This is a genomic window from Chryseobacterium soli (assembly GCF_000737705.1).
Lineage (GTDB): Bacteria > Bacteroidota > Bacteroidia > Flavobacteriales > Weeksellaceae > Chryseobacterium > Chryseobacterium soli.
In genome coordinates this window covers 61,038-82,554 of the sequence record NZ_JPRH01000012.1, presented here as the reverse complement: position 1 = coordinate 82,554, position 21,517 = coordinate 61,038, and the positions used below count along the sequence as shown (strand labels likewise).

Sequence of the window (21,517 nt, the reverse complement as noted above, 5' to 3'; positions counted from 1 at the left end):
AAGACAAGGGTTATGCTTTACGGTTCAGTCTTTGGTTCCGATAAGTTTTAATAATAAAAGTATAAATTTTTCCAAAATAATTTGCCAGTTCGAAAAAGTCTACTAAATTTGTAGACTAATAAGAACGAAATATTATGTCAATTAAACTAGGAGATACAGCACCCAATTTTCAGGCAGAATCAACTTTAGGTGATATTAATTTTTATCAGTTTCTGGGAGATTCCTGGGGGATTTTATTTTCTCATCCTGCAGATTATACGCCGGTATGCACTACAGAATTGGGATATACTTCAAAATTAAAATCGGAATTTGACAAAAGAGGGACAAAGGTTATCGCCTTAAGTGTAGATGGAGTAGAAGACCATCAAAACTGGATTAAAGATATCAATGAAACCCAGCAGACAGAAGTATCCTTTCCTATTATTGCAGATAAGGACAGAAAAGTTTCTGAACTATACGACTTTATCCATCCTAATGCTTCAGCAACGGCAACGGTTCGTTCCTTATTAATTATAGACCCGGAGAAAAAAGTAAGATTGATTATTACTTATCCTGCTTCAACCGGAAGAAATTTTGATGAAATATTACGGGTGCTTGATTCCCTGCAATTGGTAGACTCGCACAAAATTGCAACACCGGTAAACTGGAAAAACGGGGACGATGTTATCATACCGCCAGCCATTTCTACGGAAGATGCAAGAACAATATTTCCTAAAGGAGTTACAGAAATAAAACCTTATCTGAGATATACTCCACAACCTAATACATGATTTATTTGATTTTTTATAGTTTAGTTTTAATTTGTACGAAAAGCGCCTCGAAATATATTTTCGAGGCGCTTTCATTTAAACTATATGTGTAAATGTGATTTCGTAATGGTGATTACTTTACGTCGTTAATAACCTGCTTACCTTTAGAAGTTGGTAAATAGATACTAAATCCTACATTAAATGTAAGTGTAGAAGTTAACCCTTCGTTTCCGAAACCTGCAACACCATTGTATTTTACAAGACCTTCAACACCGATATTTGGAGTGATGAAATAAGAATATCCAGGACCTGCACCGAAGTCTAACCCAGTTGTAGAGTTTCCTCCTTCAGTAGAAGTTCCACCAACACCAACGTTACCTTCGAAGAACCAACGTCCGTGGTTTAATAGATTATCAACACCCTTTTCTCCAGGTGATACATAATAACGTCCTAAAGCACCTACTTTGTAAACAAAGTTTGTAGGAGATCCTTTTGCAACCTTATTAAATCCTAAATCAACATATCCACCAACAGCTACATTATCTTCAATAAAGTAAGCTGCTTTTGGCTGTAATGAAATATTATATCCACCACCTGTATTTAATCCAAAATTACTTGCAACAATGCTACTACCTACCATCCAGTTACCTTTTTGAATTTGAGCGTTTGCAGTTGTAGTTAAACCAGCTACTGCTATTATTCCTGTTAGAATTAGTTTTTTCATAATTTATAATTTTAATAATTAATGCTTATTATTCTATAGCTGGTGAAAATCAATAAATGTGCCAGAATACTTATTTTTACTTAATTTTTCTAAATTAATGTTAAATTGGGAAGAATGAGGAATAGTTAAAATAATAGCTTTTAATTATCTATTCTATAATATTAAATAAGCAAAAGAATGATGGAAACCACAAGCCCGGCAATTGTAAATACCATCCCGCGTTTGAATGCTTTGGTTTTAGGATTGAACATCCAGAAGCTTGAAATCACAAAGAAAAACAAAGCAAAACCAAAAAAAGCGTTAAGAGGAGATAAAGTGTCTTTAGACTGTGCTTTGTGAAGTTTGGTCATTTTGTCCAATAGAAAAGGTAATTCTTTTTTAGCATAATCAGCTTTTCCGGTAGCCAGATTATAAGTGCCCTGCTTGAAATGTACAATATCGCCTTCAGTTTTTTCTATTTCCAGGTTTTTGATCTTTAATTCTTTTCCCAGTTCTTTTTCTGAAAGGTTTTTCTCAATTGTTTTTTCGTACTTTTTTTCGTTTTTTAAGAAGTCGGTATCTCTGTAAATCAATAAAACTCCGCTTAGGGCATACACTGCCATAATCCCAGCCAGGAAATATCCCAGATAACGGTGTGTGATTCTCATGAAACTTCTTGTGTCTTTAATCTTGTCCATATCTTAATCGTATTGTTTATCTTAATTGTAAAAAGTGGAAACTGCAAAAATGCAACTTCCACTTTTAATTGAAAAATTATTAATCGTATTTAATGCTACAATTTATAAGTAAGCGTAAAATAATAGTTTCTAGGTGTAATAGGGTTTACAGAATAGTTTTCATGAACGTTGTAGCTAAGAACGTCAAATAAGTTACCCACTTTTCCCTGAATTGAGAATCTGCTCCAGCCATATCCTACACTGATGTCTACTGTGGTAAAGCCTTTTACATCAATCATTCTGGTTACTTGTTTCTGACCTTTTACATCATTCCATCCTGCTTTTCTGTCACCGGTATAAAATGCGGTAGCCCCCAATTTAAGTCCTTTTACAAAAGTTGTAAAAGTATAGAATGCGGATGCATTTGCGGTGAATGCGGGAGTTCTTACCAGTCTTTGGTCTTCAACAAAACCATTATCAGGCGTTTTGGTGTAGACTGCATTATTATAAGATGCACCTCCTATTAAAGATAGATTCTTCATTGGATTACCGGTAATATCCAGTTCAACCCCTCTGCTTCTGATATTTCCGGCATATACTCTGTATAATGCCAGCGCTCCGCTTGGAAGGTAAGGAGCGGTATAAGCATTGGTATTATTGATTTGGTAAGCTGTTAAGTTTACAGCAATCGCATTATTCCATAGATTTTTTTTGATTCCTACTTCATATTGATCTACGGTAGATGCTTTCAGAGAATGATCAAATTCGTCAAACCCTGCATTAGGGGTAAATGAGTTTGTGTATGTTGCAAAAACAGAAAGGTTGTCATTAGGATTGTAAATCAACCCGATTTTTGGTGAAAATGCATGATCCTGTGCACCACTCTTAGCTGTTTCAGTGTCCAGGTTAGTGATAAAATCTCTAACTTTTGTATCGTCATTTTTAATGTAAGACCATCTGACACCGGCTAATACTTTAAACTCTTTTGAAATGCTGATAAGGTCCTGCACGTACAGTCCAAATCTTTTTGTTGCAATTCTGTTTCTCGATGATCTGTAAGTATCCGGCATAGCTCCATCATTAGTCCATGTAGAAGAAGGTTTGTCCAGAAAGATAGATCCGAAACTACTGGCCGCAGAATTTGTAAATTTATAAGCATACGTATCTGCCAGTCCATAGTCACCATCTGTCCCAATTAATACTTTATGATTAATGGTTCCGGTTTTAAATTCTCCGTTTAGATTAATCTGTAATGAAGTATAGTTTTGTTCCGTATAGTTTCTTCCCAATGGTCTCTTCCATTCCGGACTGAAATTGCCAACTGCTGAATTATAAGCCCATGTTGTTCTTTCCGTAGAAAAATAATCTTTCGTATAATTTTGATAAGAAGCAACAGCATTCAAACTCCATTTACTGCTGAATTTATGGTTTAAAACAATATCTGTTGTCGCCTGCTGATTCGTTTGATACTGCCAGCTGGCTCCTAAAAATTGTTTTCTGTCAATTTCTGTAGCCAGTCTTGAAATTCCGGTAGCATCATCTATCACACTTCCTACTCCAAAATCAGGAGTGAAATGCTGATACAGATAATCACCTTCTACAATAAGCTGTGTATTTTCACTAAGGTTAAAAAGGAATGAAGGGTTGAAATAATTTTTTTGTGACTTTACTAAATCTCTGAAACTCTCTGCATATTCATAAGTACCGTTCATTCTGAAAGCAATGTTCTTGCTTAAAGGTCCGTAAATATCAATCATGGGTTTATAAGAGTTCCAGCTTCCTGCGTTGAATCCGACAGAACCTCCAAAATCGAATCTTGGTTTTTTAGTGATAAGATTTATAATTCCCCCAGGACCTACGTTACCATACAGCATGGCGTTAGCACCTTTCAGAACCTCCACTCGCTCAAGACTGCTTACTTCGGGAAAAACTCCACTGTTTACTTTTGCTCCGTTTTTAAACGTATTGTCATTACCAAAAGTAAATCCTCTTCCTCCAAAACTATCCTGTGAACCTCCTCTTGCAGAAGTTATATAAATACCATTTACATTTCTGATGACATCACTCAGTTGTTTTGCCTGCTGCTGCTCAATGATTTCATGAGTAACAATAGCAATAGGCTGGGGATTTTCCATTACCGTCAGGCTGGACTTAGTAGATAATGGAATTGCTTTATTAGGATTTCCTGTTTTATGAAGATTCACATCTTCAATAGTCTGAATTCTGATTGTATCATTGTCAGATTTGTGACCCATTTGTGCGCTAAAAGACACGGAAATCATTAATAAACCTAAAGCAGTAATTCTTCTTTTCATCTTATTTTTATTTAGAGCAGTTTTAAATAAGCTGCAAAAGTAGGAATTCAAGTCTTATTTTATTTAGAATTATTAAAAATAATTATCTGATTTTTGTCATATTTTGACAGATAGCAGATTGACGGCGTTAAAAAGTCTGATACAAGTCTCTGAAAACTTTTTTATAAATATATTTGTTAAAAAATAGAGATATGCAATTGGTAAGAGTTGGGCTTTGTGCTTTTGGGATGAGTGGGAAAATATTTCATGCACCTTTTTTGAAGGAACATCCCGGATTTTTTATTTCTGCCATAGTGGAAAGAAGTAAAGAGGATTCTAAAGAGAAGTATCCGGAAGCTGTGATCTATCACTCGGTAGAAGAAATGCTTCAAAATGCAGATATAGAAGTTGTTGTCATCAATACACCTGTTCAGACCCATTATGAATACGCAAAAAAAGCGCTGGAAGCCGGAAAAAATATAATTGTTGAAAAACCTTTTACCGTAAATGTAGAAGAAGCCGAAGAATTGGTGAATTTGGCAGAACAAAAAGGACTTTTTTTGAGTGTGTATCAAAATAGAAGATTCGACCGTGATTTTCTGCAGGTACAAAAGATATTGAATGATAAAAAATTAGGGGAGATTAAAGAAGCTGAGATCCGTTTTGACAGGTTTCGTACCGAACCAAGTGGAAAGCAGCATAAAGAAAATCCTGAACAGACAGGTTCCGGCTCTCTTCATGACTTAGGTTCTCATCTGGTAGATCAGGCCGTGCAGTATTTCGGATATCCGGAAAAGCTTTTCGCAGATGTTTTTTCTATGAAAGGAGCAGATTTTGCAAACGACTATTTTGAAATTCTTTTGTTGTATAAAAATAATATGAGAGTGAGGCTGAAGTCTTCTGTTTTCAGCAAAGAAGCCCATTATGCTTATGTAATTCATGGAAGTAAAGGAACTTTTCTTCAGGAAAGGACAGATAATCAGGAAGCCGAATTGGTTTCCGGTTCTATCCCGGTTTATGGAAAAGACTGGACGAAACCAATTACAGGATCTGATGGGATTTTAAATTTCCTGAATGAAAATAATGAAACAGAAAGAATAGTGACATCCAGTGAGCCCGGAAATTATATGAATTATTACCAGCAGATTTACGAACATATTGTTTTCGGATATCCGTTGCCTTCACCGGGAAAAGAAGTTATTCAGAATATGAAAATTATTGATGCAGCTATTGAAAGCAGCCAGCAAGGTAAGATTATGAATTTAATATAATAGCATATAAACATAAAAAAGCTTCAATTCTACGTATTATGGAATTGAAGCTTTTTTGTATATAGTATAGATTACTCTTCGCCTAAAACTTCCTGTAGTTCAAGCCATCTCATTTCGTGAATTTCTAATTTCTCCGAAATACTCTCTAATTCAGCTGAAAGTTTGGCTACTTTTTCATACTCAGTTTCATTATTCAGTTGGTCAAGGATAACAGTACGTTTTTTCTCCAGCTCAGGGATTTCCTTATCAATCGTTTCCAGTTCTCTCTGTTCTTTAAAAGAAAGTTTTCTTTTAGGAGCCTGTGGTGTTGAAACAGGAGCCGGAGCAGGTGCTTCTACTTTTTTCTCAACGACAGCTTTTGGATTTTTTTCCTCTAATTTTAAATTTTTTCTGTATTCTGAGAAATTCCCGATGAAGTCTTTTATTTTTCCATCCCCTTCAAAAGCCAGAATATGATCAACAATACGGTCCATAAAATATCTGTCGTGAGAAACAATAATCAAACTTCCCTGAAAGTTAAGCAGGAAATTTTCCAATACCGTTAAAGTAGGAAGATCAAGATCGTTGGTAGGCTCATCAAATATCAAAAAGTTTGGATTTTGATACAGAATATACATCAAATGCAATCTTCTTTTTTCACCTCCCGACAATTTGGAAATCGGCGAATATTGGGTTTGATCATCAAATAAAAACAATCTTAAAAACTGGGATGCAGAGATTGTTCTTCCGTTTGCTAAAGGAAAGTTTTCAGAAATTTCTTTAATAAAATCAATTACTCTTTCATCTTCTTTATATTTAAGTCCTTTTTGTGAAAAGTAACCGAATTTGATAGTTTCTCCGGTTTCAATTTCTCCGGAATCTTTTGGCTCAAGTCCTTGGATAATATTTAATAAAGTAGATTTCCCAGCACCATTTTTTCCTACAATTCCTACTTTCTCACCTCTCTGAAACTGATAACTGAAATCTTTTAGTAGTAATTTATCACCATAGCTTTTAGAAATATCTCTAAGTTCAAGAATTTTATTTCCAAGCCTTTTCATTTCGAAATCAAGCTCCAGAGATTCTTTTCTTGTATCGGTTTTGGCTATTTTTTCAGTTTCGTAAAAGTCATCTTGTCTGGATTTCGATTTTGTAGTTCTCGCTTTGGGTTGTCTTCGCATCCACTCCAGTTCTTTTCTGTAAAGATTATTGGCCTTATCGATGGTAGAATTCATATTATCCTCACGGATCATTTTGTTTTCAAGATAAGTCGCATAAGAACCATTATGGAAATACAGATTTTTATCTTCCATTTCCCAGATAATTCCACAAACTGCATCTAAGAAATATCTGTCGTGGGTTACCAGTATTAATGTGATTTTGGCCTTGCTTAAATAACTTTCCAGCCATTCTACCATTTCCACATCAAGGTGGTTGGTAGGCTCATCCATGATCAGAAGAGTGTGTCTGTGTTCCGCTCTGGTTTCTGTCAATAATTTTGCCAATGCAACACGTTTGATCTGTCCTCCGGAAAGCGTTCCCATTTTAGCATCAAGATCTGTGATTTTCAACTGAGACAGAATTTGTTTCATGTCGTTCTCCAGATCCCAGGCCTTATGAATTTCCATTTCTGCTAATGCTTTTTCAATGAAATCATAATCTGTAGAAAGAAGAGATTTATGATAATTTTTCAGTGCCTGAATAGGTGCAGAATCAAGAGTCATCATAAACTCATCAATCGTCAGGTCAGAATCAAAATCAATCTCCTGATCAAACAAAACAACCTGAATATCTTTGTTGATGTTTACGGTTCCGCTGTCAGCAATTTCTTTGCCCATCAATATTTTAAGAAGGGTAGATTTTCCGCTTCCGTTTTTGGCAACAATAGCAATTTTGTCTCCTTCGTTCACATGGAAAGAGATATTTTCGAACAAAACTTTGATGCCATAAGATTTGGTGAGATTTTCGACAGAAACGTAATTCATTGGATGGTAAGGGTTTGATTTTGATTTTCAATTGAAGCGCAAAAGTACGAAAATACAGCAAGAAACTTCCGAATAAACTTACAAGACTGATTTTTGCTGCGGGCTGATTAAAACTAAATTCAATTTATCCAAAAACAATTGTTGGTCGGTATTTTAAATATTTTTATAATTTTTGACAGATAAAAAGATTTTTTTTACCATTAATTTAACTAAACGGTTCTTAAATTTAATACGTCGTTATGATTGTTTGATGTGGGAAATAGAGATTTTTGCTTCAAATTTTTACCATGAAAAAACTCAATACTTTATTTCTGCTCTTCTCTGCAGTCTGCTTCAATGCTCAGGTCATTTCGGGAACTGTTGTTTCCAAGGCTGAAAACCAGCCGGTTCCCTATGTAAGAATTGGGGTTGAAAAAGAAAATGCTGGAACGGTCTCCGATGAGAAAGGAAATTTTTCTATTGATCTTTCCGGAATGGATGCTTCCCGAAAACTCAGAATAGAAGTTCCTGGCTATGAGCTCTATACTGAAACCGTCCAGAATTTCAGAAAACAGGATCAGCAACGGATATTTTTAAAAGAAAAGGTTAAAAATATAAAGGAAGTCAATATTAAAGTTAAAAAGCTGGTCGATAAAAACTGGGGTGTTACTACCAAAACGAAAAGCGTTCTGTATTCCGTTAATCCTAAATTCAAAAAAGAAGATTTTTTAGGTGAAACGGCATTGGAATTTAATGCCAGCAAAAGATCAAAGATTAAAAATATCAATCTGAATATTGCCAGCTATGCTTCTGATAAGCCGGTTTTGATGCGATATAGTATTTATAGTGAAAAAAACGGATTTCCGGATAAAAATATTCTGGATGAAGAAATCACAGTGGAACTTACAGAAGATATGATCAAAGATGGAACGTATACGCTTGATGTCAATGACCGTAATATCTGGATTCAGGGTAAGTTTTTTATAGGAATTCAGTTTTTGAAAGAATTTGAAGGAAAGGTTAATATCAGTGCTGCTTTATTCAGAACCGGTTTTATCAGGAAATTTTATGGCGACTGGGAAAAAATGACACTGGCAGCACCTGCTATTAATATCGATGTAAAAGTGGATAAAAGTGCAAAAAATACTAAAGATGAAACTGCAGCGCTGGGAGATGATCTTGAGGAAATGGTTTCTGATACTTCGCAATATCAAATGGAATCAAAAAATTCTATATACGGAAAAAATAAATCTGCGGGGGCATATCTTCAACTGAAAGACACCAAACTTTATTATGAAGTCTACGGTGAAGGAGTGCCGCTTTTTCTTCTTCATGGCAACTCGGGAAGTATACAGGATTTTTACCAGCAGATCCCAGTTCTTTCCAAACATTTCAAAGTGATTGCTGTGGATACCAGGGGGCAGGGTAAAAGTGCTGATACTTCTGAAAAATATTTTACCTATAAACAATTTGCTGAAGATGTAAAAGCGCTGACCGACAAGCTGAATCTTCATAAAATTAATGTTATCGGATGGAGTGATGGAGGAATCACAGGACTTGAGTTTGCTTTGAAATATCCTGAAAATCTTAATAAATTAATTACTGTAGGCGCTAATGCTTTTCCTGAAGGTGTCAACGAAAGATTGGTTTCACGGATGAAAAATCAGCTTCTCGTATTGGACATAGAAAATAAGCCAGGGACATTCAACGAACGCAGACTGGTAGAAATCATGCTGAATGAGCCACACATCAGTAAAAAAGATCTTTCAAAAATAAAAAGTCCGGTGTTGGTGATAGCGGGAGATAAAGATGTAATAAAGCAGGATCATACTGAAATGATAGCAAAAGAGATACCTCATGCTGAGCTTAAGATCTATAAAAACGCTACCCATATGATCCCTTTTGAGCATGCAGATGAGCTGAATGAAGATGTTCTGAAATTCCTGGAAAAATAATGATTGGGATGAAAGAATGAAGTTGGAAAGAGGCTGGTAGATATCAGATTGATTTCTCTTGATTAATCCAGTGTCAGTCTTTTCAACGACCACGTACTACCATTGTAGATATCCAGATCTACTTTGGTATTGATCCCGTGAACGATTCCATTTTCGGTAAACTGCCAGAAATCCCAGTTACTGTCCGGTGATGGAGTAGGAACATCATTATAATTAGCCAGCCACAAAGGATAATCATCAAATTCTCCTTTTAAAAAATCTTTATAATAATGGTAGTAAGTATAAATAATAGGTTTTTCACCATAGGCTTCCTCAACAATCTTGCACCAAACCTTTAAATCTTCAATCAGTTTTTTATTGGTCTTACGTTTCGGGATTTTTTCAATGTCTAAAATAGGGGGAAGATCTCCGCTTTCCAATTTTACATTTTCCAGAAAATTATTGGCCTGAATCACGGGATCTTCATCAGCTCTGTAGAAATGATAAGCTCCGCGGATCAGGTCATGTTTTTTGGCCAGTCCCCAGAATTCCCCGAAATGTTTATCGGCGTTTCGATTTCCCATAGTGGCGCGCATTACCACAAATTCCAATGGAATGGTTTTATTTCCGATACTCAGGCTGTCCCAATTGATATCTTCTTTATTTTGATAATGAGAAATATCAAACCCATAGGTTTTATCTAGATTATTGGAAAGTATTTTTTGAATCCTCAGTGTTTCCACTTCATTGTTGTGAAGCTTTTTATGTGAGAATTTATTGAAATATAATGCGTAATAGTAGCTTACAGACTGCTTTAAATAGAACCCGGTTCCTATTAATGCCAAAATTAAAATCGCCAATACCACTTTTCGCCGGAAAAAATAATTTTTTCGCCGGGTATCATGAACCTTTTTGGCAGTTTTTTTGGTGTACTTTTTCGGTGTCATAAAGTTTTGCAAAACTAACTTTTTTCACTACTAAATGCTAAATAAAATCAGTAAATTTGTCTATTATGGAAACACGCGAAAAAATCATCATTATAGGAGGAGGATTTGCGGGGCTGCAGCTTGCAAAAACATTGAATAACAAGAACAAAAAGGTAATTGTCCTCGATAGGGTCAATCATCATATGTTTCAGCCTCTTTTCTATCAGGTGGCGTGTGGAAGGATAGAACCGTCTAATATTTCCTTTCCCTTCAGGAAGATTTTTCAGCAGTCCAGAAATACACAGTTTCGTTTGACAGAGGTTAAAGAAATTGATCCTGTTAACAATAAAGTGATTACTGATGAAGCAGAATTCACCTATGATAAATTAATTATCGCAACAGGCTGCAAAACTAATTTCTTCGGTAATAAAGACTTGGAAGGCAAGGCGTTTGGGATGAAAAACACTCAGGAAGCTATAAGCATCAGGAATCACGTGTTGATGACTTTCGAAAAGCTTATTATAGAAAAAAGCAGAAGTGACAGCGGAAACTGGAATATTGTGATCGTAGGAAGCGGACCTACAGGCGTAGAACTCGCAGGAGCATTTGCCGAAATGAAAAAAGAAATCCTGCCGAGAGATTATCCTTACATGAATTTTGATCAGCTCAAAATCATTTTGGTAAGCTCTACAGAAAAACCACTTGCCGTAATGAGTCCCGAAGCTCAGCAAAAATCTGAACAATATCTTAAAGATCTGGGAGTGACTTTTATGAGTGGAGAAGTGGTTACCGAATATGACGGAGATAAGGTCTTTATGAAAAGCGGTAAAGAGATTCCTTCCAATAACGTAATTTGGGCAGCCGGAGTTACAGGGAACGTGGTAGATGGATTTTCTCCGGAAAAATTAAATAGAAACAGATATATCGTAGATCGATACAATACAATAAAAGGCTATAATAATATTTATGCAATCGGAGATATCGCCTATATGGAAACTCCTAAATATCCACAAGGTCATCCTCAGGTTGCGAACGTAGCGATTAATCAGGCGAAAAATTTAGGGAAGAATCTTTTGAAGAAGAGCGGAGAAAACTGGCAGGAGTATGAATATGATGACAAAGGCTCTTTAGCAACCATCGGTAAACACAGAGCTGTAGTAGATTTACCATTTGTGAAATTCCAGGGATTTTTCGCATGGTACTTCTGGATGTTTCTGCATTTAATGCTTATTTTAAGTGTAAGAAATAAACTTGCTGTCTTTTTCAACTGGATGTGGAGCTATTTCAACAAAGATTCTTCTCTGAGACTAATCATTTTGCCAAACAAAAAAAACGGAACATTACAATGAGAATTGATATTATAAGCGTACTTCCAGAATTAATGGAAAGTCCGTTCAAAACTTCTATTTTGAAGAGAGCAGTGGATAAAGGAGTGGTAGAAGTTCATTTCCATCAGCTGAGAGACTGGGCTATCAATAAACACAGGCAGATAGACGATGAGCCTTATGGAGGCGGAGCCGGAATGGTGATGATGGTTGAACCTTTGGATAAATGTATTTCGGAGCTTAAATCTCAGCGGGATTATGATGAAGTAATTTATCTTACCCCAGATGGTATTACGTTAAACCAGAAAATAGCCAACACACTTTCTATTAAAAATAATCTGATTTTTCTGTGTGGACATTATAAAGGGATTGACCAAAGAGTGAGAGATCTTCATATCACCAAAGAAATATCAATCGGAGATTATGTGCTTACCGGAGGAGAATTGGCTGCCTGCGTCCTTGCAGATTCAGTAATACGACTGATTCCGGGTGTTTTAAATGATGAACAGAGTGCATTAACAGACAGTTTTCAAGACGACCTTTTGTCGCCTCCAATTTATACAAGACCTGAAAATTATAAAGGATTAGGAATTCCTAAAGTTCTGTTAAGCGGTAATTTTGCTCTCATTGAAGAATGGAGACATGACGAGGCGATAAGAATTACTAAAGAAAAACGTCCCGATTTACTCTAAAAATACCTTTTCAAGTTAAAAAACTGGATTATTTTTTTATCATTTGAATACCTCTTTTTGAAAATGGAATAATAATTGCTCTGAATAAATATTAGAGTAATTTATTTGTGCCAATATGGGTCACAAAGTAATTTTATACAGGATATTTTAAAAATCTTATATTATTTTAATTTTGTATAGTGTTATGATATTGTTGATATGATTAATAATATCATTATCATAATTCAAAATCTATAATAATTTTAATGAAATATTCCGTGTTTTGAGTATGAAATTAATTTAAATATATTGTAAATTAATTAATGAAATTTCAAAAAAAATAATAAATTTACACTCTGAAATTGAAGTATTAAAAATTTAAGAACTGAAATGCGTGTAGATGGAGCTGTTCTCTTTTTATAATGTTGAAAATTTATTTCTACCTGATCCTAAACCGATTCATCCATTGGATCCAACGAAGTCAGGCCTGAGAAATTGGGATGAGAAAAGATATAAGAATAAGCTTTACAAAATATCACATGTTTTTCAATTGATGAAGGAGGAAAACGGAGTGTTACCGTTTATGATAGGACTGTCCGAAGTTTCCGGAAGGAAAGTCTTGGAAGACCTTGTGGAAATGGAACCTTTTAATTCAGAATATGGAATTATTCATTATAATTCTATGGATGAAAGAAAGGTAGATGTAGCCATGTTATATGATAAGAGTAAAGTAGAAGTAATAGACTCAGAAACCATTACCTTCTTCTTTGAAATTACAAATAAAAACACAAAGTATTACGACACAACCAGGGACGTACTTTATTCAAAAGTTAAATATAAAGGAGAAGTTATTAATGTTTTTATCGCCCATCTTCCCTCCAAGCGAGAAAAAGATGTTAATAAGCCTAAAAGAACTTTTATACTTAATGAAATCCGGCAACGGATTATGAATATTGTACATGAAGATAAAGAACATGTAGTTTTGTGTGGTGATTTTAACGAGAACCCAGATGATGAAAATTTAGTGAAAATTCTCTATGACAACAATCAGGAGACGGTTTTAATAAACCCTTTTCAAGAGTTGTTCCTTACCAGAAATTATTCTACTTTTCATTATAAATCGGGGCTGCTGTATGATCAGATCATCTTATCAAAATCTCTTTTTGATAATAACGTTTTGAATTTTCAAAACGCACAGGTGTTCAATATTGAGAATATTAGCAGCCGAACCAGGAATTTTGAAGGCCGACCCTTCCGAACTTATGCCGGTACACGGTATTTAGGAGGGTATAGTGATCATTTCCCGGTTTTTGTAACATTTAAAGAAAAACATAAATAATAAAAAAAGTAGAGAATGAAAAATTCAAGCAATGCAAGCTACCATTTAGATTCAATTGACAAAGAAATCATCTACATGCTGATGGATAATGCTAAAACCTCTTTAGCCCATATTTCAAAAAATGTGGGAATTTCCACAACGGCAGTACATCAAAGGATTAAAAAGCTGGAACATGCAGGAGTAATCGAAAATTCGATCTCCTTCCTGAATCCAAAAAAAATCGGGTATAAAGTAATTTCTTATATTGGTGTGTTTCTAGATCAGCCAAGCCATTATCCTGAAGTTGTAAAATCATTGCATGACGTTAATGAAGTAGTGGAAGCTCACTATACAACCGGTAATTATACAATTTTCTTAAAAGTTCTTTGTAAAGATAATGACCATTTAATGCAGATTCTTAACAAACTTCAGAAGCTAAAAGGGGTAACAAGAACGGAAACTTTCATATCTTTGGAACAAGGTATTTATAGACAACTGAAAGTATAACGATATGAACATTGCCCAATATTTGGATTCAACCTATTTGAAGACCCCTGCACAGTCAGGATTATCAAACGAAGAAACATTACAGATAAATAAAGATCTTGCACAAGTAGCAATAGATAGCAATATTTTTGCTGTGATGATACGCCCGGATTACGTATCTGAGATTAAGAAGTATATTCAGGAAAGGAATTCAAATGTTGTGGTGGGAACGGTAATAGGTTTTCATGAAGGGACTCATTCTATTGACGAGAAGCTTACAGAAGCCTTAAAAGCTATCGAAGACGGAGCTGATGAATTAGATTTTGTAATTAATTATCAAGCCTATTTAAAAGGCGATTTGGAATTGGTAAAGAAAGAATTCGTTACCTGTACCGAACTGTGCCTGAAGCATGATAAAATAGTAAAATGGATTATTGAAATTGCGGCTTTAACAGATTCGGAAATTGCTGACCTTACTAAAAACATTTCCAATTGGGCAGAAGAAAACTTTAGCGATAGAGTTGCCAATATATTTGTAAAATCCTCAACCGGTTTTTATGAAACTGCAGATGGAAAGCCCAATGGCGCTACATTTGAAGGGATAAAGATTATGCTTGATCATGCAGGAAGACTTCCTGTAAAAGCGGCAGGTGGTGTAAGAACTCCGGAAGATGCTGAAAAAATGGTCAACCTGGGAGTAAAGAGAATCGGAACTTCCTCTGCATTAGCGTTAATCAAAAATCAATCCGCTTCAGAAGGATATTAAACACTTATACACACATACAAAAAACCATCAGTTCTCTGATGGTTTTTTTATTTATAACTATAGCTGTGCTTGATATTCTTCGTAGAACCTCTGGGTTTCTTTAATCAATACATCCATTTCTTCCAAAGTAAAGACTTCCAGGAATTTTTTTCTAAAATCTTTGAAATGCGGAACTCCACGGAAATAGTTGCTGTAATGCTGTCTCATTTCAATCAGACCTAACTTTTCCCCTTTCCATTCTGCGCTCCATTCTGCATGTTGGCGTACAGCAAGCAGCCTGTCTGAAATGGTAGGTGCAGCAAGGCGTTCACCTGTTGCAAAGAAATGTTTGATTTCATTAAAAATCCATGGATAACCAATGGCAGCACGGCCTATCATAATCCCGTCACATGCATATTTCTGTTTATATTCCAATGCTTTTTCAGGTGAGTCGATATCCCCATTTCCGAAAATTGGAATTTCAATATTAGAATTTTGTTTGATTCTCGAAATATGCTCCCAATCTGCTTCCCCTTTGTACATTTGTCCGCGGGTTCTGGCATGAATGGTCAATGCTTTAATTCCTGTTTCCTGAAGACGCTCTGCTACTTCATCAATGTTGATAGAGTTACTGTCCCAGCCTAAACGGGTCTTAACAGTAACCGGAAGATGGGTAGAGCTTACAACGGCCTTTGTAAGACGCACCATAAGATCAATATCTTTTAAAACTCCTGCTCCCGCTCCTTTACATACTACTTTTTTTACCGGACATCCAAAATTAATGTCCACTAAATCAGGATTTACCGTTTCTACAATTCTTGCAGACATGGCCATCGCTTCTTCATCTCCACCAAAAATCTGAATCCCTACGGGTCTTTCGTAATCAAAAATATCGAGCTTTTTACGGCTTTTCATCGCATCACGAATTAAGCCTTCAGAAGAAATAAATTCTGAATACATCAAATCTGCACCATGCATCTTGCATAAGCGTCTGAAAGGCGGATCGCTAACGTCTTCCATTGGAGCTAACAAAAGCGGAAATTCCGGCAGTTGTATGTTGCCTATTTTTACCATGGTGCAAATTTACGAAATTCTGAAATGACTAGTGCAAACTCTTTCACGAATAAGTTTTGGGGCTAGTTAAAATAATTAATTATTTGATTATCGATGATTTAGAAGCTTGCTTTCACCTGCATACTTCCAATGTGAATGGTTCTGTCACCGGAATTTCTGCCTTCATAATTTAAATTCAACTGAAGGAAAGAGTTAATGGCCTGCTGAATGAATACACTCCAAACCTGGTTTTTCCCTGGCTTTAACCCGTCCAGCATCTGGTTTCCTACAATACTGAAATTATTTCCATTGAAATTGTTATTGATGAAAGAAAAGTTCCCTCTGATAGACGTTTTTCTACGTTCCCACTGAATAGTTCCTGTAATATCAAACGCTTTCAGAAGCTCTTCGCCATCGACTCTTTGTTTTTGTCTGAAAGCGGACGAAAGCTCTGCCTGAATGGCATCTGTGAATTTATAAGTAGCCTTAGGTTTTGTTTCAAAATTATTCAAACGGTAATCTCTAGTGGCAAAAAGCTGTGAAGAATTTTTGAGATCATGTACCGAATTTTCCCAGTCGACCCTGAATTCTTTGTTAAACCAATACCCGATATTCAGAAAATGAGAAGTCTGTTCGCGTTCTTCATTGCTGAAATTGGCATTGATAAGATTATCATTGGAAATAAAACGGTAATTCCCGTTCCAGCCAGATTTTTCTGTCGGATTAAACTGTATGGAAGCTAAGATATTTTGGTTTTTAAGGATCTGGTCTGCATTTTTTTCAAAAGGATTCAGAACCAATACCTTGTCTTTTTTATAGAATGAATTTTGAGAATTCAATGAAATATTAAAATTCCAGCGCTTTAAAAATGAATTTTCTGAGTTGAGGACAATGGCCGGATTCACAAATAGAGCCAGCTGTATTTTGTTTTTATTGGAAGGAATGTAGCGTACAGAATTGGTGTACACTCTGATATATTGTGCTAGATCAGAATATTCCGCAATCTCAAATTCATCGAGCTGCTGGATGCCGTCTCCGTTATAATCCGTCCATTTGTAAATACCCTGTCCGTCTGTTACTTTCAGATATTGGAATTCCCGCTGTGCTTCCTGTCCGTTTCCAAGTTCATAAAAAGCCTGAAGTCGCATTCCGTTTCTAAAAAGCTGCTGATTATAAAGAATATTTCCGACTACAAAATCATTATTTCGGGTAACATCAGTGGCATTATCAGCCTGATAAAAGAATTTTCTATAATGAACTAAAGCATTTAGGGTTGTTTTTTCAGTTTTGATTAATTGACTTTCGGCCATAATCCCCAGAATATTATTCATATTTTGGAGTTTATTGTCGCGTACAGAGTCGTTATCTCTCATATATACTTTAGCCAGTAATTTCGTTCTTGTACTGTCACCAATTTTCTTTTGCACAAAAAGCTCTTTCCAGCTGAAACTGCTCACGTCCATCAGCTGGGTATCATTGTACTTTTTCTCATTATGCTCCATGCTTCCCCCGAGTGCCCAGCTTCCTTTTTTGCCGGTATATTCTGTAGAAACTCCACCACGGATAAATTTGGTGTCCTGAAGGATTGCATTGGTATTAAGATAAGACAGATTTCCTTTTGTCAGGAACTTATTTTTGATCCAGCTGAAATCAAGATCATTTTTAAGTCCTTTATATGAATTCTGTTCATCTAAATAGTTGACACGGTAATTCAGGGTAGAGGTATTATTCCATTTATTAAGGAAACTGAACGTAAACCTGTTCTGGGTTCTTTGACTGAATTCCTGAGCTAAGTTAAAATCCCTGGAAAATTCTACATCATTGATTCGGTCTAAAATATGAAACTGCTTGTCTATATATTGGTATTCAAAGCTTGGAGTACCTTTCCATTTGTTTTTAGTAAGCGTTTTATTCCCGAAAATTCTAAATGCATATCCCATATTTTGATCTGAATCTTTTGATGAAAATAGATTAAGATCATAATTACTCAGTGAGAAATCGGCTCCTATTTTCCCATCTTTTAACAGATATTCAGAGTTAACGGAATATACCTGAGATTTTTGAGGGGAAGGAAGCTTCCGTACCGCTCTATAGTCTCCCATATTGGGACCTACATATTCAAAAACACGCCCGTTATTAGTGGTTTGTGTAATTTTATAATCTCCGAGGTTAACGCCAAAATAAGTAAAAGAAACCTGATATAGGGTTTGTGCTGCATCAGTTGAAAATTCATAGAAATTTCCATTAGGATTCAGACGGTATAAAATTTTATTCACATCATATTCGGTAACCACACCAGAGGGTGCATACATTAAGTTGGTATCGTTACCTGCATTGGCTAATATCTGTTCGTCTTCTTTTGATAAATTCAGGGAAAGTGGTGCATTTTTATTGTCATTTTCCATGAACCAGCTTAAACCTACTTTTAATTTTTCTCTCTGATGTTCAAGCTTTCCTGTGAATAAATATCTTGAATAATTTCTATTGGCGTAATTATAAGAAATGGTGATGAAATTCTGTTGGAAAATAGGACGAAAACTGGTAAAAGTTACTTCGCCAGTGTTGTAATTAATGACATAATCTTGATTTTCACCACGTTTCATTAAAATACCATCAATGAAAACCTGTTCAGATCCTGAGATTAAGGTAATAAACTGTTCCCCGTTTTTCCCCGTTAAACGGTAAGGTCCCTGGTTGCCTTCAACCCCCTGAAAACGGACTCTGAAGAATTCACTTCGTGCAACGCCCATAGAGACATCTACAAAGGTTTTATTTTCTTTTCCAAATTCTGTCTGAAACTCAAGTCCCATACTTCGTCTCTGGTATTTTGCAAAATAATTTTTAGATTCCACCAGATCGAGATGTCCCGCCCTAAGGATGGATTTATCCTTAATATTAAGCTGCATATAAATCTTATCAAACTCTTCCAGGGTCTGCGTGTATCCATCTGCCTGAATAGGGAGATTATGGTCTGAAATACTTGCTAAAATAGTAACATCTTTGGAAAGCCTTCCGGAGATCTGAAGATCCATTGAACTTTGTACAGACTGCCCCTGATTATTACCGAATGTTATTCCGCGGATAATGGAACCTTTGGAATTAAGCTCTCCCAGAAATCTTTTTTTATCGTTTTTGGCGAGTACGGCTTCGTCTATAACTATTTTGTTATTGGTTCTTACGAAGTCTAAAGTGTCTTTTGCGAAAATGTCCTGTTCAAGCATGGCGGCAAGAATACTGTCCTTCTTTATGGTATCCTTGGGAAGGTTGGGGTTTTTCCATGAAAATATCTGTGCGCTACCCGAAAATATGCCCATGAAAAAGAAAGTAAGGAGAAGAATAAAATTCCGCAAGTTTTTTTAAAATAATTCGTAAAAATAGCTAAAAAATGTTAACGGGGAGGGTTTTAGCATTATTAACAGAAAATTAATCTAATTATTGTATGATAGGAAAAAATACTGCTATTTTTGCCGTAGAAATTATTAATTATTGAAATAACTAGATTATGAGAAAATTTTATTCTTTAGCTTTGGTTGGGTTAGCCAGTTTTGCTTCTGCACAAATTAGCTTACCGGCACTTAATACGGCATACACTCAAAATTTTGATGGGCTGGTAAGTACGGGTACTGCTTCTACGACCTTAACAGGGAGTCTTGCAGGCTGGAGTATTTCAGAAACAGCTGCTGGTGCTAATACAACATATGCTACGAATAATGGGTCTGTAAATGCTGGAGATACTTACAGTTTTGGTGCTACAGGAAGTACTGACAGAGCATTAGGAGCTATTGCAAGTAGTAATGTATTATCAAGATGGGGAGCTCAATTTAAAAATGATACCGGCAGCACTATTACTCAATTATTGATATCATATACCGGGGAACAGTGGAGAATGGGAGATGCAACCAGAGGGATTAATGATCAGGTTAATTTTGAAATCAGTACCAATGCAACTTCACTGACTACAGGAACATGGACGCCTGTTACTGCTTTAACGTATAACAGTAATGAAATCACTGGAACTGCAGGACTTAGAGATGGAAATGCATCAAATTACAGAACAACTTTAACTTCCACAATTACAGCATTAAGTATTGCTGCAGGGCAAAACTTCTGGATCAGATTTGTGGATGTAAATGTTGCCGGAACAGATGATGGTTTGGCAGTTGATGACTTTTCTTTAACGCCTCAACAGTCTACATCATTAGCAACCACTGAAAATACTGCTTCTAAAAAAGTGTTTGTAAAAACTACTTCAGTGGATAATGAAATTCATTTCGGAGTAAAATCAGAGGTGAAAATTTACTCTGTAGCTGGTCAGTTATTGAAAACGGCTTCAGTTTCTGAAAACGGAGTATTGAACATCGCTGATCTCCAGAAAGGGATTTATATTGTCGCCGGAAATGTAGATGGGAAAGCCGTTTCAGAGAAGATTTTAAAAAAATAAACTTTAACAATATGTTAATTTTGTACTGTTATTAAAATTAACTGACTGTTTTTTTGTAATTTTATCATATAAATTTAAAACTATATTTTATGAAAAAGATTTTTACTATTTTAAGTATTATTTCGGTATCTGCTATTGCAAATGCACAAATTGTAATCAATGAAATTTATGGAGCAGGAGGTGGAAGTACTTCTTCTATATTGTATAAATATGATTTTGTTGAATTAAAAAATATTGGATCTACTACGGTTACTTTAACTGGTGCTTATTTACAATACGCTGCTGCTGCGGGTAATTTTAATGGGGGGAATAGTAATCATGCTCTTCCTACTATAACATTATCGCCTGGACAAACTTACCTATTACAAGAAGGTAGTGTCGGAACAGCTGGAGGAAATTTACCTACTCCGGATGGCATTGGAACAATCAATTTATCAGGAAGTGCAGGAAAAATTGCATTAACTACTAATAGTACAGCTCCAACAAGTGCTACAAGCTCGAATGTTATTGATTTTGTAGGTTATGGAACTACTGCTAGCGCTTTTGAAGGAACAGCACCTGCGACCGCACCATCAAATACAACTTCTATTGCAAGAACAGCGGGGGATACCAATAATAATTCTGTAGATTTTGTTGCAGGTACACCAACGCCTCAAAATTCTAGTTCTGGAACACTAGCTGTTTCTGATGTAAAGAATGTAAAAGGAAGTTTCGTTAAAAATACTTTTGTTAAAAACAACGAAATTACTTTTGGAACCAATGCTAAAGATGTAAAAGTGTACAATATGTTTGGACAGGTTGTAAAAACAGCTTCGGTAAAAGAAAATGGAACATTAAATGTTTCTGACTTGGCTAAAGGAAACTATATCGTAACAGGTACAGTAAATAATGAGCCGGTTTCTCAGAAGATCTTAAAAGACTAATCTAAATTCTTTTTAAAGAACATATCATCCAGCCATTTCATTGAAATGGCTGGATTTT

At 35.5% G+C, this 21,517-nt stretch carries 17 protein-coding genes; 10 read left to right on the top strand and 7 right to left on the bottom strand.

The genetic code is table 11. The features are described 5' to 3' along the window. Positions 1–134 precede the first annotated feature (134 nt). Positions 135–770 carry a peroxiredoxin gene (locus IW15_RS20165; protein ID WP_034715047.1) on the top strand — a complete coding sequence of 212 codons (636 nt, stop codon included), beginning with the start codon at positions 135–137 and terminating at the stop codon, positions 768–770. 112 nt (positions 771–882) lie between these two features. Here the strand turns inward: IW15_RS20165 and IW15_RS20160 are convergent, their stop codons facing one another. The 3 genes from IW15_RS20160 to IW15_RS20150 all read right to left on the bottom strand — a co-directional run bounded on the left by IW15_RS20160 (position 883) and on the right by IW15_RS20150 (position 4,444). Continuing rightward, a complete protein-coding gene (locus IW15_RS20160; RefSeq protein ID WP_034715045.1) occupies positions 883–1,473 on the bottom strand; it encodes a hypothetical protein in 591 nt (196 codons plus the stop codon). Positions 1,474–1,634: 161 nt separating this feature from the next. Further along, the gene (locus tag IW15_RS20155) at positions 1,635–2,150 is read right to left on the bottom strand and encodes a membrane protein (protein WP_034715043.1); all 516 of its coding nucleotides are present in this window, start codon (positions 2,148–2,150) and stop codon (positions 1,635–1,637) included. A 95-nt stretch (positions 2,151–2,245) separates the two neighbouring features. Beyond that, entirely contained in the window at positions 2,246–4,444 is a 2,199-nt protein-coding gene (locus IW15_RS20150; protein ID WP_034715041.1) for a TonB-dependent siderophore receptor, read from the bottom strand. Between the two features lie 191 nt (positions 4,445–4,635). On the opposite strand from IW15_RS20150, the gene IW15_RS20145 reads away from it, so the two are divergent. After that, complete coding sequence (locus IW15_RS20145; RefSeq protein WP_034715039.1) at positions 4,636–5,694, top strand: Gfo/Idh/MocA family oxidoreductase; 1,059 nt, start codon at positions 4,636–4,638, stop codon at positions 5,692–5,694. A gap of 71 nt (positions 5,695–5,765) precedes the next feature. On the opposite strand, the gene IW15_RS20140 is transcribed toward IW15_RS20145, so the two are convergent. After that, a complete protein-coding gene (locus IW15_RS20140; RefSeq protein ID WP_034715037.1) occupies positions 5,766–7,658 on the bottom strand; it encodes an ABC-F family ATP-binding cassette domain-containing protein in 1,893 nt (630 codons plus the stop codon). Positions 7,659–7,945: 287 nt separating this feature from the next. Between IW15_RS20140 and IW15_RS22215 the strand changes: the two genes are divergently transcribed. Beyond that, positions 7,946–9,592, top strand: coding sequence for an alpha/beta fold hydrolase (locus tag IW15_RS22215; protein ID WP_051882242.1), 1,647 nt, complete (start codon positions 7,946–7,948; stop codon positions 9,590–9,592). A gap of 62 nt (positions 9,593–9,654) precedes the next feature. Here the strand turns inward: IW15_RS22215 and IW15_RS20125 are convergent, their stop codons facing one another. After that, entirely contained in the window at positions 9,655–10,518 is an 864-nt protein-coding gene (locus tag IW15_RS20125; protein ID WP_034715035.1) for a glycoside hydrolase family 25 protein, read from the bottom strand. A gap of 65 nt (positions 10,519–10,583) precedes the next feature. Between IW15_RS20125 and IW15_RS20120 the strand changes: the two genes are divergently transcribed. The 5 genes from IW15_RS20120 (at position 10,584) to deoC (ending at position 15,063) form a co-directional block, all read left to right on the top strand. Then, entirely contained in the window at positions 10,584–11,846 is a 1,263-nt protein-coding gene (locus tag IW15_RS20120; protein ID WP_034715033.1) for an NAD(P)/FAD-dependent oxidoreductase, read from the top strand. Then, positions 11,843–12,514, top strand: coding sequence for a tRNA (guanosine(37)-N1)-methyltransferase TrmD (trmD, locus tag IW15_RS20115; protein WP_034715031.1), 672 nt, complete (start codon positions 11,843–11,845; stop codon positions 12,512–12,514). The genes IW15_RS20120 and trmD overlap by 4 nt, the downstream gene beginning before the upstream one ends. 379 nt (positions 12,515–12,893) lie before the next feature. Beyond that, entirely contained in the window at positions 12,894–13,832 is a 939-nt protein-coding gene (locus tag IW15_RS20110) for an endonuclease/exonuclease/phosphatase family protein (RefSeq protein WP_034715029.1), read from the top strand. Positions 13,833–13,847: 15 nt separating this feature from the next. Continuing rightward, positions 13,848–14,318 (top strand): Lrp/AsnC ligand binding domain-containing protein, encoded by a 471-nt coding sequence (locus IW15_RS20105; RefSeq protein ID WP_034715028.1) that lies wholly within the window; start codon positions 13,848–13,850, stop codon positions 14,316–14,318. Positions 14,319–14,322: 4 nt separating this feature from the next. After that, positions 14,323–15,063: a deoxyribose-phosphate aldolase gene (deoC, locus tag IW15_RS20100; protein WP_034715025.1), complete on the top strand. Its 741-nt coding sequence runs from the start codon at positions 14,323–14,325 to the stop codon at positions 15,061–15,063. Between the two features lie 57 nt (positions 15,064–15,120). Here deoC and dusB read toward each other — a convergent pair whose 3' ends face one another. Together dusB and IW15_RS20090 are read right to left on the bottom strand one after the other, a co-directional pair. Beyond that, positions 15,121–16,116 carry a tRNA dihydrouridine synthase DusB gene (gene dusB, locus IW15_RS20095; RefSeq protein ID WP_034715023.1) on the bottom strand — a complete coding sequence of 332 codons (996 nt, stop codon included), beginning with the start codon at positions 16,114–16,116 and terminating at the stop codon, positions 15,121–15,123. Between the two features lie 98 nt (positions 16,117–16,214). Beyond that, the gene (locus tag IW15_RS20090; RefSeq protein WP_034715021.1) at positions 16,215–19,409 is read right to left on the bottom strand and encodes a hypothetical protein; all 3,195 of its coding nucleotides are present in this window, start codon (positions 19,407–19,409) and stop codon (positions 16,215–16,217) included. 188 nt (positions 19,410–19,597) lie between these two features. Between IW15_RS20090 and IW15_RS22210 the strand changes: the two genes are divergently transcribed. Both IW15_RS22210 and IW15_RS20080 read left to right on the top strand, forming a co-directional pair. Next, on the top strand, positions 19,598–20,536 hold the full coding sequence (locus tag IW15_RS22210) for a T9SS type A sorting domain-containing protein (RefSeq protein ID WP_051882241.1): 939 nt from the start codon (positions 19,598–19,600) through the stop codon (positions 20,534–20,536). A gap of 89 nt (positions 20,537–20,625) precedes the next feature. Then, the gene (locus IW15_RS20080) at positions 20,626–21,459 is read left to right on the top strand and encodes a lamin tail domain-containing protein (RefSeq protein WP_034715019.1); all 834 of its coding nucleotides are present in this window, start codon (positions 20,626–20,628) and stop codon (positions 21,457–21,459) included. Positions 21,460–21,517: the final 58 nt, after the last annotated feature.